Origin of the sequence: Streptomyces gottesmaniae (genome assembly GCF_031845845.1) — a bacterium.
Lineage (GTDB): Bacteria > Actinomycetota > Actinomycetes > Streptomycetales > Streptomycetaceae > Streptomyces > Streptomyces akebiae.
The window spans coordinates 48934-63465 of record NZ_JAVRFJ010000033.1; the positions used below are offsets into that span (position 1 = coordinate 48934).

General features: G+C 70.3%; 12 protein-coding genes and 2 pseudogenes. 7 read left to right on the forward strand and 7 right to left on the reverse strand.

Annotated features, from left to right (window positions below; genetic code table 11):
• The first annotated feature begins 146 nt into the window (after positions 1-146).
• The 3 genes and pseudogenes from RM704_RS31315 (at position 147) to RM704_RS31325 (ending at position 3395) form a co-directional block, all read left to right on the forward strand.
• The gene (locus RM704_RS31315) at positions 147-836 is read left to right on the forward strand and encodes a response regulator (protein ID WP_033530362.1); all 690 of its coding nucleotides are present in this window, start codon (positions 147-149) and stop codon (positions 834-836) included.
• A complete protein-coding gene (locus RM704_RS31320) occupies positions 833-2656 on the forward strand; it encodes a sensor histidine kinase (protein WP_033530363.1) in 1824 nt (607 codons plus the stop codon). Before RM704_RS31315 ends, RM704_RS31320 begins: the two co-directional genes overlap by 4 nt.
• Positions 2657-2929: 273 nt before the next feature.
• Positions 2930-3395: pseudogene (locus RM704_RS31325) on the forward strand (PIN domain-containing protein).
• On the opposite strand, the gene RM704_RS31330 reads toward RM704_RS31325, so the two are convergent.
• Positions 3388-4359 (reverse strand): helix-turn-helix transcriptional regulator, encoded by a 972-nt coding sequence (locus RM704_RS31330; RefSeq protein ID WP_033530364.1) that lies wholly within the window; start codon positions 4357-4359, stop codon positions 3388-3390. The pseudogene RM704_RS31325 and the gene RM704_RS31330 sit on opposite strands and share 8 nt — an antisense overlap.
• 61 nt (positions 4360-4420) lie before the next feature.
• On the opposite strand from RM704_RS31330, the gene RM704_RS31335 reads away from it, so the two are divergent.
• Complete coding sequence (locus RM704_RS31335) at positions 4421-5902, forward strand: MFS transporter (RefSeq protein WP_033530736.1); 1482 nt, start codon at positions 4421-4423, stop codon at positions 5900-5902.
• Here the strand turns inward: RM704_RS31335 and RM704_RS31340 are convergent.
• Positions 5836-6321 (reverse strand): VOC family protein, encoded by a 486-nt coding sequence (locus tag RM704_RS31340; protein ID WP_157856767.1) that lies wholly within the window; start codon positions 6319-6321, stop codon positions 5836-5838. The genes RM704_RS31335 and RM704_RS31340 overlap by 67 nt on opposite strands.
• Positions 6322-6562: 241 nt before the next feature.
• Between RM704_RS31340 and RM704_RS31345 the strand changes: the two genes are divergently transcribed.
• Positions 6563-6913 (forward strand): hypothetical protein, encoded by a 351-nt coding sequence (locus RM704_RS31345; RefSeq protein ID WP_033530365.1) that lies wholly within the window; start codon positions 6563-6565, stop codon positions 6911-6913.
• Between the two features lie 107 nt (positions 6914-7020).
• Here RM704_RS31345 and RM704_RS31350 read toward each other — a convergent pair whose 3' ends face one another.
• The 3 genes from RM704_RS31350 to RM704_RS31360 all read right to left on the reverse strand — a co-directional run bounded on the left by RM704_RS31350 (position 7021) and on the right by RM704_RS31360 (position 9814).
• Positions 7021-7779: an SDR family NAD(P)-dependent oxidoreductase gene (locus RM704_RS31350; RefSeq protein WP_033530366.1), complete on the reverse strand. Its 759-nt coding sequence runs from the start codon at positions 7777-7779 to the stop codon at positions 7021-7023.
• Between the two features lie 25 nt (positions 7780-7804).
• Positions 7805-9151 (reverse strand): MFS transporter, encoded by a 1347-nt coding sequence (locus tag RM704_RS31355; protein ID WP_033530367.1) that lies wholly within the window; start codon positions 9149-9151, stop codon positions 7805-7807.
• Between the two features lie 78 nt (positions 9152-9229).
• Positions 9230-9814 (reverse strand): TetR/AcrR family transcriptional regulator, encoded by a 585-nt coding sequence (locus RM704_RS31360; RefSeq protein WP_033530368.1) that lies wholly within the window; start codon positions 9812-9814, stop codon positions 9230-9232.
• 249 nt (positions 9815-10063) lie between these two features.
• Between RM704_RS31360 and RM704_RS31365 the strand changes: the two genes are divergently transcribed.
• Positions 10064-11161, forward strand: a complete 1098-nt coding sequence (locus RM704_RS31365) for a DUF1152 domain-containing protein (protein WP_078937343.1) — start codon at positions 10064-10066, stop codon at positions 11159-11161.
• A gap of 78 nt (positions 11162-11239) precedes the next feature.
• On the opposite strand, the pseudogene RM704_RS31370 reads toward RM704_RS31365, so the two are convergent.
• Positions 11240-11593: pseudogene (locus tag RM704_RS31370) on the reverse strand (ArsR/SmtB family transcription factor).
• A 400-nt stretch (positions 11594-11993) separates the two neighbouring features.
• On the opposite strand from RM704_RS31370, the gene RM704_RS31375 reads away from it, so the two are divergent.
• Positions 11994-12446: a DUF5707 domain-containing protein gene (locus RM704_RS31375; RefSeq protein WP_033530370.1), complete on the forward strand. Its 453-nt coding sequence runs from the start codon at positions 11994-11996 to the stop codon at positions 12444-12446.
• Positions 12447-13408: 962 nt separating this feature from the next.
• On the opposite strand, the gene RM704_RS31380 is transcribed toward RM704_RS31375, so the two are convergent.
• On the reverse strand, positions 13409-14296 hold the full coding sequence (locus RM704_RS31380; protein ID WP_033530737.1) for a helix-turn-helix transcriptional regulator: 888 nt from the start codon (positions 14294-14296) through the stop codon (positions 13409-13411).
• Positions 14297-14532 lie beyond the last annotated feature (236 nt).

A 14532-nucleotide genomic window follows, 5' to 3' on the forward strand; every position in this document is an offset into this window, starting at 1 on the left:
CGTCCGGCGTGCCTGTGCCGCGCCGGTGCCCGGCGAGACCGAGGCCGGGAACCCAGCCTGGCGTCCGGATATCAGGAAGTTGTCAGGATGTGGGAAGGCCCTCACACAGCCCTGGACGGGGCTCACACACGCTTACAGTCAGCGGCGTGTGCGCACATATTCTGGTCGCGGAAGACGACCCCTTGCAGGCCGAACTCATACGACGGTTGCTGCTTCAGGAGGGTCACACCCCCGTGGTGGTCGCCGACGGACGGGCCGCGATCGACGAGGCCAGGAGCCACAGACCCGACCTGGTCGTCCTGGACCTGATGCTGCCCGCTGTCGACGGTCTGGGCGTGTGCCGGGTGCTGCGGCAGGACGGAGAGATACCCGTCCTCATGCTCACCGCGCGCTCTGCCGAGGACGACATCCTGCTCGGCCTGGAACTCGGCGCGGACGACTACATGACCAAGCCGTACAGCCCACGGGAACTGCTCGCCCGCATCCGCACCGTGCTGCGCCGCACCCTCCGCCCCACCGACGACCCCCCGGTTCTGCGCGCGGGCGGCATCACCGTCGATCCCGCACGGCACGAGGTCACCTGCGACGGCACCCCCGTCGCGTGCACTCCCGGCGAGTTCGCCATCCTGCACGCCATGACCGCGGAACCCGAGCGGGTCTTCTCGCGCCGTCAGCTCCTGCATCACACCCGGGGGCTCGACCGTGCCTCCACCGAGCGCGCCATCGACGTACACATCATGAACCTGCGCAAGAAGATCGAGGCCGACCCGCGCAGGCCCGTCCGGCTGCTGACCGTCTTCGGTGTCGGCTACAAACTCACCGGGCAGCCTTCGTGACGCCCGGTCCCCGCATACCCTGGCGCAAGAGCCTGCTGGTGCGGCTGCTTCTCACGTCCGTCGCCATCGCCGTGGTCTCCGTGGGCGCCACCGCCTGGCTGGCCGTGCAGACCACCACGCGGGCCATCCAGGAAGAACGCGGTCAGGTGCTCTCCGACGACACCGACATCCTGCGGCAGCTCAGCGGCTTCGCCGCGACCCACCCCGACTGGGAGGGCGTGCGGTCGTCGGTGCGCGATCTCTCCCACACCATGGGACGGCGCATCGCCCTGACGACAGAAGACGGACGCACCATCGCCGACTCCGCCGCTCCCGGCACCGCTCTGCCCGCCCGCGCCTCGGCCACCGTCGACCCGCTGAACACCGACACCTCCACCGAACCGGGGGCCCAGCTCGCCGGGATCGACCCGCGGGCGGTGGGGCCGTACCGGCTCCCGGCGGCGGAACGGGCACAGGTGAAGGCGCTCGCCGAGAAGCGCCTGGCGTGCGTGCGCAAGCACCTGGGTGACGGCGGCGTCCGGGAGCTTCCCAGCGGCCGTACCGTGGTCGTCGCCGACGGCGGAGAGGCGGCCGTACCCTCGCAGTGCGCGGACGGAGCGCTCAACGCTCCTACCCGCACCGAGCAGAAGGCATTGGACGAACTCCTCGCACTGACCGCTCCCTGCCTCGGCCCCGACGGCGGGAAGGGGCAGGCGGCCAACCCCCTGGCCGGATTCGGAGTCGATGTCATACCCGGCCTCACCGCCGCGGCCCAGGACTCCGGACGCCGGCTCGACGGCCGGCAGACGCAGAGCTGTGTCGACGACGCACGCCGCAGCCAGCTCGATCCGTACGTCGCCCCCAGAGCCCGGCTCTATCTGGGCGCCCTCGGCCAACAGCCCGTGGGCTTCGACCTCTCCCCCGCCAACAAGGCCAAGATCGTCGGCGTCGCGGGGCTGGTCCTCGTGGTCACCGTCGCCATGACCACCGTGGTCGCCATCCGCCTCGTCCGTCCCCTGCGAGCCCTGACGGCCGCGGCCCAGCAGCCGCCGCAGCGGCACACACGCGTCGCGGTCACCACCAAGGACGAGACCGGCTACCTGGCCGCCGCCTTCAACGACCTGACCGCACGCCGCCAGCAGTTGGAGACACAGCGCAAGGCCATGGTCAGCGACATCGCCCACGAACTGCGGACCCCGCTGACCAACATCCGCGGCTGGCTGGAGGTCACCCGCGACGGGCTGGTCGAGCCGGACCCGGATCTCATCGCCTCCCTGCACGACGAGGCACTGCTCCTGCAGCACATCATCGACGATCTGCAGGACCTCGCCGCCGCCGACGCCGGCACCCTGGCACTGCACCGCGACCCCGTACGCGCGGACGACCTCGTCGCCCAGACGGTGTCGGCCCACCGCACTCTGGCGGAGTCCTCGGACATCCGCCTGTGCACCCACACCGATCCCGGCCTCGTCCTGGACGCCGACCCGGTGAGGATGCGGCAGGTCCTGGGCAACCTGACCTCGAACGCGCTCCGCCACACCCCGGCGGGCGGCACCGTCACACTCACCGCCCGACAAGCCGGCGACCTGGCCGTCCTCACCGTGGAGGACACGGGCAGCGGCATCGCCGCCAATGACCTCCCGCACGTCTTCGAGCGCTTCTGGCGGGCGGAGAAGTCCCGCAGCAGACGCACCGGCGGCAGTGGCCTGGGTCTGTCCATCGTCCGCCAGTTCGTCGAGGCACACGAGGGAACCGTCACCGTCGACAGTGAGCCCGGCAAGGGGTGCGTGTTCACCATCCGGCTTCCCCGGGCCCGGCACACGGACCGACGCACCCCGTGAGGTGGGCAGCGTGCGGAATGCCCGACGGGGGCGCTCGCGACGGAACTGCCGAAGGGATGCCGGAGTATGCCGACACGGGCTGCACCCGCCGCCGCCACACAGGACTCCCTCTCCGGTCCGAAGCCGCATGCCCGGCACCCCTTTGGGGCGATTCGGGACCGAGGTCGAAGTCGCGTTCACGGAAGGCGCGTTGGTCCGGGAGCCTGGGCCTGTGCCGTAGCAGGGTGGTCGACCGGCGGCTTCGGGGCGCGGGTCAGGTGGCCGACAACTGGGGTGCCTCCTACAACGTCGTGTGGGCGCGCCGCGCAGTTTCTGATCGACACCAGCGCGTTGGCCCGGCTGCTGCGCGGCGGCGCCGAGCAGTACGGCTGGGACCAGGCGGCGGCCGCCGGGCTCATCCTGCGGGAGCTGGCCGCCAACGTCGTACGCTCGCCGCACGGCCAGGCCGTCGTCGCCACCTGTCCCATCACCGAGCTGGAGTTCTTCTACAGCGCACGCTCCGCCGAAGACCGCGCCCGAGGTATCGAGGACCTGCGTCTGCTCTTCGGCTGGGTACCGGTCGACGACCGCGCCCATGACCGCGCCTGGCAGGTCCAGGAGCTCCTCACTCAACACTCAACGCGCACACCACCGCAGCGCCGGGGCCGTCGATCTGGTGGTGGCCGCCACGGCCGAGTTGCAGGGGCTCACTCTGCTGCACCGCTCACCAGCGCCGGCATGTGCCGGCCGGCTCACGTAGCGTGCGTGAGCCCTTCGTCGATACGGGTGCGCAAGGAGCGCAGGGCCTGCCTCAGTTCTGCCGGTTCGATGTCCGTGACGTCGGCGTCGAAAGTCAGGAGCAGTCCTCCCAGCCCTGCCCATGACCACGCGCCCAGCGTGAGCCGGCAGCTGGAGTCGGTGTGGTGCTCGACCGTCGATCCGCCGGGGGCGAACCGGGCGACGACGGGTGCGGGCAGGGCGATGAGCGCCGAGCCGCGGCACGGCCAGTCCGCCGGGGTGTCGCCACGGTCGTGCGTGCTCATGACGAACGCGACCGGATCGCCGTGTGGGAGGTCACGGCGGTCGAAGGTTCTGCCCATCGGCATGCGTGGTTCGAGGCGGTCGACCCGCATCGCGCGCCATCGGTCCGCATCCGGTTCGAACGCGACGAGGTACCACCGTGCCGCCCACACGACGAGGTCGTGCGGTTCCAGCGTGAGCGTCGTCGGTTCGTCCTCGCCCGTGTAGTCCGCGCGGATGATGTGCTGCCGGTGGATCGCGCCCCCGATGACGCGGATGATCTCGGCATCGATGGGCGCCGCGGGGAACTCCCAGTAGTTGCGCGCCGCGGAGACGGTGAAGGCTTCGGCGTGGGCACGGCTGCGGGCGGGCATCGCCTGCCGCAGCGTGGCGAGGGCGCGGGCTGAGTTCTCGCGGATGTCGGACAGGATCGTGGGTACCGTCTGGAGCGCGACGGCCGCGGCGACCGCCTGATCCTCGTCGAAGACGATCGGCGGCAACCGGCTGGCGCGGCCGAGCCGGTAGCCTCCGCCCGCCCCGCGTACGGCCTCGATCTCGTACCCGAGCTCTCTGAGCGTGTCGATGTCGCGCCGCACGGTCCTCACAGACGTCCCGAGCCTGGTGGCGAGTTCCCCGGCGGTCAGAGTCGCGCCGATCCCGAAGATCGACAGCAGCTTGAGCGTACGCGCGGAGGTGGCAGCCATCGCTCATCCCCTCTCGTGAAGCGGACACTCCGTGGCCACAATATCTGTCATCTTGGCCGGCATGACCGCTCTGCAACGCCCTCACGAGGGCACCCACGCACCCCCCGCCTCCTCGGCGCTCGTCTCCGGCGCGGGCGCGAACGCAGCGCTCCTGGTGGTGCTCTTCGCTTCCTTCATGGACCTCCTCGACGCGACGATCGTCACCGTCGCGGCCCCGGCGGTGGCCCAGGACCTGGGGGCCGGCGACGCTCAGATCCAGTGGACGATCGCCGCCTACGTCCTCGCCCTGGGCGCGGGCCTGATCACCGGGGGACGGCTCGGTGACCAGTACGGCCGCAAGCGCCTGTTCATGATCGGGGTGGCCGGGTTCATGGTCACCTCCGCGCTCTGCGCGCTGGCCGCCGGTCCGGGGATGCTCATCGGCATGCGCGCCGCGCAGGGACTGACTGCGGGGATCATGGTCCCGCAGGTGTTCGGGATCATCCGGGCGTCGTTCGCTCCGGGGGAGCGTGCCAAGGCGTTCGGCGCCTATGGGGCCGTCCAAGGGCTCGCGTCGGTCGCCGGCCCGCTGCTGGGCGGGCTCCTCGTCGGCGCCGACCTGTTCGGTCTCGGATGGCGCACCATCTTCTGGATCAACGTCCCTGTCTCGATCCTTGCGCTGATCATCGGCGCGAAGGTGCTGCCGGAGTCCCGCTCCGCCTCGACCGCGCGACCGGACCTCCTGGGCGCGCTGCTCGCGGCCTCGGGCATCCTGCTTCTGCTCCTGCCGATCACCCAGACAGAGAACTGGGGCTGGACCTGGGCCAGTTACGCCCTTCTCGCCGCCGGAACCATCCTGCTGGCGGTCTTCCTCGCCTACGAGCGCCGCCTCACCGGACGTGGGGAGGAACCCGTTTTCGACCCGGCTCTGCTGCGCATCCGCGCCTTCGCGATCGGCCTGAGCGCGTCCCTGCTCTTCTTCGGCGGCATCGGGGCGTTCTTCCTCACCCTGTCGGTCCACCTCCAGAACGGCACCGGCCGCACCGCGTGGGAGACCGGCCTGGTGTTCCTGCCCTACGCGCTCGGCTCGGTGATCACGTCAGGAGCCGGTGTCGCCCTCGCCGCCAGGGCCGGGAGGGCTCTGCTGATCACCGGCTCGCTCACCATCGCGGCCTCCCAGCTCGTCCTGTGGGCGATCCTCAGGGAAGGCGACGACCCCGGATACTGGCCCCTTGCCCTCGCCCTCTTCATCGGCGGACTCGGGCTAGGTCTCGCCGCCCCCGTCCTCGTCAACGTCGTCCTGGCCGGCGTCCCCGGACGCAATGCGGGCGCCGTGGGCGGTGTGCTCTCCACCGTCAACCAGATCGGCGGCGCGATCGGCATCGCCGTTATCGGCACGGTCTTCTTCACCGCCGTCACCCGATCGACGACCGGCACACCGGGACCTGCCGACTACGGCCACGCACTCGGCATCGTCCTCGTCGTCTCCGCCGTGCTCTACGTCGTGGCGGCACTCGTGATGCTCGCGCTCCCCAACGCCGGGGCCCAGCACAGCGACCAGTGAGACAGGGCTCTGATCAGTCGGCCCCGGCCGGTCACTGCCTCGTCGAAGCACAGGCAGAGGGGCCCGGCGGGGTCGAACAGCACCCGGACGTTCTGCTGCGGCTGGAACGCGGCGGCCAGGGCGACCGCATCGACGACCGTCGAGTCCAGATCGCCGGCCTGGAAGTCGAAGTGCAGCACAGGGCGCTGTTCGCCGTCGGTCGGTGGCCACACGGGAGCTTGACAGCCGTCCGCCTGCTGGAACGCGAAGAACGGCCCTTGCGGGGAGGCTGCGACGACGGCCGTTCCAGGCTCCTCGTGTCCGATGTGCCAACCGGGGAGTTCCGCAAAGAAGTTCGCCGGGCCGCTCGGTTCCAGAGCTGGATGGTCCGGCAGCCGCCAGGAGAAGCCCTCGCGCCGCCCAGCCGACTCTGTGCCCATAGCGTGCCCTTGAGACCGGTTGACCACGGTGAATGACGGTGTGACTCCGGCATTCCGGCACGTCAGACCGGAGCGCATACGCCCAGTTCAGAGTCGGACCGGCCGCGCAAGCGCCGTCGCTTCCCAAGCTGAGCGCGAGTTCGATTCTCGTCACCCGCTGCACGAAGAAGGCCCAGGTCAAAGACCTGGTCCCTTTTGCGTCGACGACGCCGCAGGAATCGCCCGTTCGTAGGGTGACGCTATGCAACCTCACATCGTGGGCCGGGACCGGGAACTCCCTCTCCGCTTCAAGCGGCCCTTCCTGCTCTGGTCCTACCAGGCGTCCCATCGCCGCCTCCTGCTGCGGGCACACCCGGGAAACGGGGTGGACGGGACGGTGGAGATCGAGTTTCTGAACGTCCTGGGCATGAAGCTGAAGTCCCAGTACCCCGAACTCCTGATCTCCCCCGCCCTCGACACGGCCGGCACCGGCATCGACGAGTTCGTGGACATCCCTGACAGGCATCGGGCCAGATTCACCGCGCTGCTCGTCTCGGACGGGTCGGATGACGGTTTCGTGATCTGCGGCTCGCTCCGCGTCCACGAGCACTGACAGAACCCGGATCCGCATCAAGTCTTTCCTGGAGACGTGATCTCTCAGCGTGCCCTTCAGAGCGGGGAAACGCGATCAACTGCGGTTTCGCCCCAGCCTACGAACCCTCAGGCCGATGATCCGCTGTCGACGACCAGGTCGGTGCCGACCACCGCGCCGGCCGAGGGCGAGGCGAGGTAGAGCACCCCGGCCGCCACTTCTTCGGCCTCCGCGACCCGGCCCAGCGGGTTCTCCGTCTTCACCCGCTCGGCGCGGTCGGCCTCGGTCTCGCCGGGCCGCAGCGACATCGGGGCGGCGGAGGCGCCCGGGCTGACCGCGTTGATACGGATGCCCTGGTGGATGTGGTCCAGGGCGGCGGCACGGGTCAGCGCGGAGACCGCTGCCTTCGAGGTGATGTACGCGGCGGCGTTCGGGATCCGCAGGTGTGCGCCCAGGTTGGAGGAGATATTCACGATGGCGCCACCGCCGTGCTCTTTCATGTGCGCGATCTGGTGCTTCATCGCCAGCCAGACGCCGGTGACATTGGTCCGCAGCACCGCGTCCCAGTCCTCCTCGCTCACCTCGCCGACGGGTACGGTGCCGCGGAGTATCCCCGCGTTGTTGACCGCGATGTCCAGTCCGCCGAATCGCGTGACGCTCTCGCGTACGAGGTTCTGGAGCCGGCCGGAGTCGGTCACATCGGTGGTGACAGCGGCGGCCGTGCCGTCGGCTGCCTGGATGAGGCGGACGGTCTCGTCCAGGGAGGCCGCGGTGCGTCCCGCGGCGACCACGGACGCGCCCTCGGCGGCGAAGGCGAGCGCGATCGCACGGCCGAGGCCGGAGCCTGCTCCGGTGACGAGGACGGTCTTGCCGGTGAAGCGGTTCATTTCGCTGACTCCCTTGAGTGATGGCTTACTTGGTGCGGTGGCACAGGAGGGCGACGACGGCCAGGGCGGCCCCCGTCACGGCCAGAGACCAGGCGTCGCTGCCGAGCGTGAGCAGGACGGCAAAGACAACGGTCGGGCCGATCTCCATCGCGGTGTTCAGCACGCCGCCCGCAAGACCGGTCTGCCGCTGTGGCACGCCGTGTGTAGCGAGCACGGCGGCTCCCGCGAATGAGGCCGCAGCGCCGACCGGCAGCAGCACGAGGCCCGGCAGCAGTCCAGAGGCGTACGAGGTACGCGCATCGAGCCCTGTGAACGCGAGGAGGACGAGCCCGACCGCTCCTGTACCCAGCCCGGCGGCCGTGACGGTTCGGGCCCCGTACCGGCCGATGAGCGGTCCTGCCGCCCGTCCTGAGGCGATCAGCGCGACGGCGAACGGCGCGAAGGCGGCCGAGGTCTGTAGGGGAGACCAGTCTCGCGTCAGCTGGAAGTGGAGCGAGAGGACGACGAAGGTCATCGCGGTCCCGCAGGCGCTCAGTGCGGTGGCCGTGAGGGCGAGGGCCCGCCGCCGGTCGAGCAGGAAGCGGGGCGGCAGCAGCGGGTCGCGGGCGCGGCGCTCGGCGTACCGGAACGCGGCAAGCAATGCGGTCCCGCCGAGCAGCGGCACGAGCACGCCGACCGACAGCCAGGGGCGGGCGTCGGTGACGACGAGCCCGTAGCTGACCAGGGTGATCCCGCCGGTGGCGAGCAGAGCACCCGGCAGGTCCGGAGTCCTGTCCCGGCTCGGCGCGGTGTCCGGCAGCAGCCGGGGCGTGAGGACGAGAGCTGCGACCGCCACCAGGAGCGGTACAGCGAAAGTCCAACGCCAAGAAAGCAGCGCCGAGATGACGCCGGAGACCAGATTGCCCGTAGTCGCACCGAGTACCGAAAGGCCGCCCCAGGTGGCCATCGCCCTGCCGTACGCGGTAGGGGACGGGAACACGGCGCGCAGTACGGCCATGGCGGCCGGCGCGGTCAGAGCGGCTCCCGCGCCCTGGGCGAAACGCGCCGCGAGCAGTGCCCCGATGCCGGTGGCGAGCGGGGCGACGGCCGAGGCGGAGGCGAAGAGGACAAGGCCCGCGGTGAGGACGCGCCGGCCGCCGTAGCGGTCAGCGAGGCGTCCGCCGAAGAGCAGCAGTCCGGCGAAGGTCAATCCGTAGGCGGCGCTGAGCAACATCAAGTCGGCGCGCTCCAGATCGAATTCGCGTCCGATGAGGGGCATCGGTACGGCGAGCGCGGCCAGCGTGAAGATCAGCGTCATCTGGACACTGCCGAGGAGAGTGAAGGCGTGTCGATGCTGTGTGGCGGCGACGCGAGCGGGGCCCGTGACGGTCATACCTCCCCCTGATATTTGACCGATCGATTCAGTATTTGGGCATGCCAAAGGGAACCCGTTGGCTCCGTCGAGTGGGATTCAGTCCAGCAGGGCCAGCGCCTGTTCGGCCGCGTCCCGTACCCGGGCAGGATCGTTCGACGCCTTGCCGACGATCCGCACGCCCTGCAACAGGACGAGCAGCATGCGGGCCAGCGCGCGCGGATCCCGGTCCTCGGGCAGCTCACCCTGGGCCTGGGCCCGAACCAGCGCGGAGTGCAGCAGGGTTTCGACGTGCCCCCAGCTGATCTCGACCCGCCGGGCCGCCGCGGGGTCGTGCGGCGCCAGCTCGGCCGCGGTGTTGGTGATGAAGCAGCCGTTCAGCCGCCCCTCCGGGGAGGCTGCCTCCGCGGCGAAGCGACGCACCACCGCCCGCACCGAAGGCAGTGCGGGGCCCGGCTGGGACAGCTCGGCGAGGAGAAACGGGTCGCGCGTCTCGGAATACCGGTCCAGAGCCTTCAAGTACAGCTCGTGCTTGCTACCGAAGGTCGCGTAGATGCTGGCGCGGCCGATGCCGAGGTACTCGACGAGATCCGCCATCGACGTCGCTTCGTAGCCACGCCGCCAGAACAGCTCAAGGGCTGACTGCAGCGCGGCGTCCGGATCGAATTCTTTGGTCCTGGCCACACCGAAGACCCTAGACCTATCAAGAACGATCGGTCAAATAAATGCGTGCCGTGGGCTCCTGTCTTCCGGCGCACTCCGGGGCGGCGGCCAGTTCTCCGCCGCCGCGACGCGGTGGCCACCGCATGCGAGGAACTCGTCCCCACCGCTTCCCCACCGCTTCGGCGAGGACATCCACCTGGGCGACGGTCGCGATACGCCGCTCGGCCGCCTTCACCTTCGGTCAACCCCCGACCCCGTAGGCTGAACCGCATGAAGCGGTTGATCGTCGCAGCAGGAGGAGGGGGCGACGCGGTCGCCGCCGCAATGCTTCACGCCGCCCTCTACGGCGACGAGGACCAGGCGGTGATCCTCACGTACGCGTGGGACCGCCTCCTGATCGACTCGGTACCGGGTCCCCGAGGGCCGAACAACTTCACCGGCCTCCCCCACCTCACCCCAGCAGTGCGGGCAGTGCCGGCCGAGGCCCGCCCGATCGCTCCAGCAGGCTCCACTCTCCCCCGACTCGCGGCAGAGCTCCCGCACACCCTCGCGCTGATCGACCCACACCACGGAGTCGAAGGCATCACCCGCCAACTCGAAGAGCTGGTACGCCACTTCTCGCCGGAATCGATCGATCTCCTGGACGTCGGCGGAGACATCCTCGCCCGAGGCGATGAGCCGACGCTCAGAAGCCCGCTCGCCGACGCCGTCACGCTCGCCGCGTGCTGCCAAGTGAACGCACCGATCCGCCTCTTGGTGGCGGGCCCCGGCCTGGACGGCGAACTGCCTGTCGACGAACTGCGCGGCGTGCTCGGCCCGCTCGTTCACACCTTCACGGCCAAGGACGTGGAGCCGATCAGCTCGGTCCTGGAGTGGCACCCGTCCGAGGCGACCGGGATGCTCGCGGCGACGGCCCGAGGCGTACGCGGCACGTGCGAGATGCGGGACGCCGGCCTTCCCGTCCCTCTCACCGACGAAGGGCCGACCGTCCATGAGGTCGACCTGGACGAAGCGCTGAGCCGCAATCAGCTGGCCCGCGCCATCACGGCGACCGCCACCCTGGACGAAGTAGAGGCACACAGCCGCGAGATCTGCGGATACTCAGAGATCGACTACGAGCGCAACACGGCCACGCGGCTCAAGGACCAGCCCCCGGCGAAGCTCGACCCCGAGGCCGTACTGACCCAGCTCGATCGGTTCGAGACCGAGGCCCGAAGCCGCCAAGTCACCCACACGACGTTCCGCCGCATCACCGAGGCACTGAACTTCAACGGCTCCCTACGCGAAGACCTGCGCCAACTGCTGATCACCAGCCGTCCGGAGCAGTACGACGCGCCCCTGTGGCGGATCACGTCCACTGCTGAGTGACAACCTTCTGCACGGGTTCAAGCCCCGGCCGCGCTGCGCCGACGCGCGCCCTGGTGAGGGTTGGTCGGCGGCATGGGGTCAGAACACGTCGTGGCGCGCCGCGCCCTCGGCTTCCCGCAGCTCTGTCAGCAGCTCGCCCTGCCTGACGAGCATCTCGGTCAGGATGCGGCGCGCGGCCCTCATCAGATCGGCGACGTCCCCGCCCGCCAGCTCGTAGACCACCGTCGAGCCGTCCCGGGTCGAGGTGACGATCCCGGAACGCCGCAGCACCGCCGGCTGCTGGGACGGGCCGGACGGCTCCACCTCGCTGGCGGCGAGCAGGTCCCGCACCGGCTATGACCCGTCCTGCGGCAGTTCCAGGACGCGTATGCGTACCGGATGCCCCAGCATCCGGAAGAACTCGGCCTTGGCCTGGTAGAGCGAAACAGACACAACCCCTCGGTCTCCCCGCGAACCCCACCCCGTGGGGGCGAGCACCAGGCTGTGCCCGCGACTACCGGACCATGCGCAGCCGACCTCAGCGTCTAGCCAATTGGCGGGACCAGCCGGCGGGCGGCCCGGCTCCGGCTGGAGGCGGAGTCCGGCCTCTTACGTGGGTTGCAGAGTCTCTACCTGTGGTTCGAGGCGCCATTCGTCCTGCAGCGCGAGGACGGCTCCATACCCCCGGCCATAGGCTCGATCACATCGAGAACGCGGTCGGCCACCGCTTCTACGACGGCTTCCAAGACCGGCTCCACCCGCGGTTCTTCAGCACTCTTCAGCACTCTTCCACGCTCATCCACGCGCTTCCGCGTATCCGTCCAACTCTCCAACGAACTCAGGGGGATCTCCCATGTCCAAGCGCATTCTCGTCTCGTCTCTCATCGGCGCCGTCGCCCTCGGCGGAGTGGCCGTCGGCGGCCTCGCTCTGGCCTCGACCCCCACGGAGCCGACTCTGGAGCACGGCTCGGCTCGCTACACGGCTCCGTCCGACGGCAGCGCGGGCTCGCTCACCTACACCGTGGACGTGAGTGACGACTCAGGCATCCGGAGCGTCAAGGTCCTTGCCTGGCCCGCGAGTTCGAAGCTCGACCCGACCGCGGCGGAGCTGCGCTCGGCGGATGAGCGCGCCACGTGCCGGAGCACCTCGGAGGAGACCTCCCGCTGCACCTACCGGCTGAAGGCCACGAAGCAGGAGGCGGCCGACATGGCCAAGGGCACCTGGTACATCTCGGTACTGGCGACGGCCAAGGACGGCGGCACGACGTTCGTGCCCCGCGCCGCCACGTTCGACGTCACACGCTGACACGCCGGTCGAACCGTCGTTCAGTGAGGCGGTCTGTCGGAAGCGCGGCTTCCGGCAGACCGCTCCTGCTTGTGAGCCCGTTTCTCCGCGGTGCCGGACTTCACGGCGCACGCTCCGCCGCCAACCTCGCACAACATCGAGGACATGAGCCCACGGGTGCCGCACCCCCGAAAACGCGATCCCATGGGCGCAACGCCGTTGACGCTCAACCGTTCGGTGAACCGTTCGGTGACGTCCAGAGGGCAACCGACCCCGAGACCTGTGCGCGGGAGGCCGGCGCCCGATCACGGTCGACATCCGACCCGGTCGATCTGCGCATGCGCTCGGGGCCGCTACACCCTCGACGAGGGCTCCGAGGCATACGTCGGCCGACTGCCGGGTCCGTCGGGCATCGCCCTGCACAGCCTGCTGTCCCCCGGGGTCGCCCAGCAGGTGAGCCGCAGACATCTGGCAGTCCCGCCCGGAACGGAACGACCCTGATCCGCGACATCAGCACCTACGGCACCCGGATGCGCCGCACCGGCAAGCGCGGCCGGTTCAGCCCCCTGGGAGGCGCTGTCCCCACGGACCGACCGTCCCTTCCGCCCCGGCGACGAGGTCGAACTCGCACCCGGCGTCGTCCTCACGCGCAGCGGCCGACGCTTCCCCGCCGAACTCGCCGACGCCTGGCGTACGCAAGCCGCCCACACCCCGACGACGCCCATCGCGGCGGCGCCCACCCGCGGGCCTTCCCACCGCGATCGACCGGTGGGTGGTCCGCCGAGGAGCGAAACGGCCGCGGAGCCAGGGGTGTTCACGCCTCCTCGGTGACGAGCGGTCGGGCCCGTTCCACAGCCGCTCGGAACCACCTCGGCGAGGACCACCCGCACTCCAGAATGTCCCGGTGGGCGGGGCGGCGGCGTGCGGAGTGCGGTAAGTGAGGGCCGCCCGCCAGGCTTCGGCGCCGTTCCACCGCAGGGACGTCAGCGCCGTACCGTCGCCGGGTCCTCCGCCACCGGCGCCGTCACGCTGCCCAGGAGCCGCAGCGCGGCCTCCGACGGCGAGCCGGGCTCGGCCGTGTAGGCGATGAGGCGCTGGCCCGAGGCGCCGGGTATGACGAGGTTCTCGAAGCTGAGGTCCAGCGCGCCGACCAGCGGGTGACGCAGGTGCTTCACCCCGGAGGTGCAGGTGCGCACCGGGTGTCGGGTCCAGCGAGTGGCGAACTCGTCGCACTTCATGGCGAGTTGGCCGACGAGTTCGGCGAGGGCACGGTCGTGGGGATGGCGACCGGCCACCAGGCGCAGGGAGGCCACGCCGAGTTGGGCCTCCTCGTTCCAGTTCGTGAACAGCTCCCGGTACTGCTCGTCCAGGAACAGCATCCGGGTCAGGTTGGGGCGGGTGGCCGGGCTGTCCGGGCTCTCGGGCGCCAGGTGTCCGGCGAGCAGCGCGTGCCCCATACGGTTCCAGGCGAGGATGTCGTTGTGACGGTCCAGGACCAGGGCCGGGACCTCGCTCATGGCCGCCAGCAACTGCCGGGTCGAGGCGCCGACATGGGCTGTCACCCGGGGCGGAGCGGGCCGGGACGAAGCGGCGGTGGGGCGGGCGAGGTCCTTCAGATGGGCCGTCTCGTCGTCGGAGAGGCGCAGCGTACGCGCTATCGCTTCCAGCACACCGTCGGAGGCGCTGAGGGCACGGCCCTGTTCGAGACGGGTGTAGTGGGTGATGCTGACCCCGGCGAGCATCGCCAACTCCTCCCGGCGCAGACCGCTGACGCGGCGGCGGGTCGGGTGCGGGGTGATGCCGACATCCTCGGGGCGCAGTGCGGCGCGACGCGACTTGAGGAAGTCTCCCAGCTCGGACGGGGCGTCCACCATGCCTCCAGGTCGGCGGTGTGCGACAGGCCGTGGCCACTGACGTCCCATGATGCCCGCCCCTCCCGAAGGCCGGAGGCCGTAAGGGTGGTCCTGTCATGACTACCCTCGCGTCGGCTGTGCGCGACAGGGTGCTGGCTGGGATTCCGGGTGTCGACGAGCCTCTTCTTCCGTAACCGCGCGTGACGTGACCGAGCGCGCCGGGTGTCAGGAAACGCGAGGAAGAGGAAAGGGAT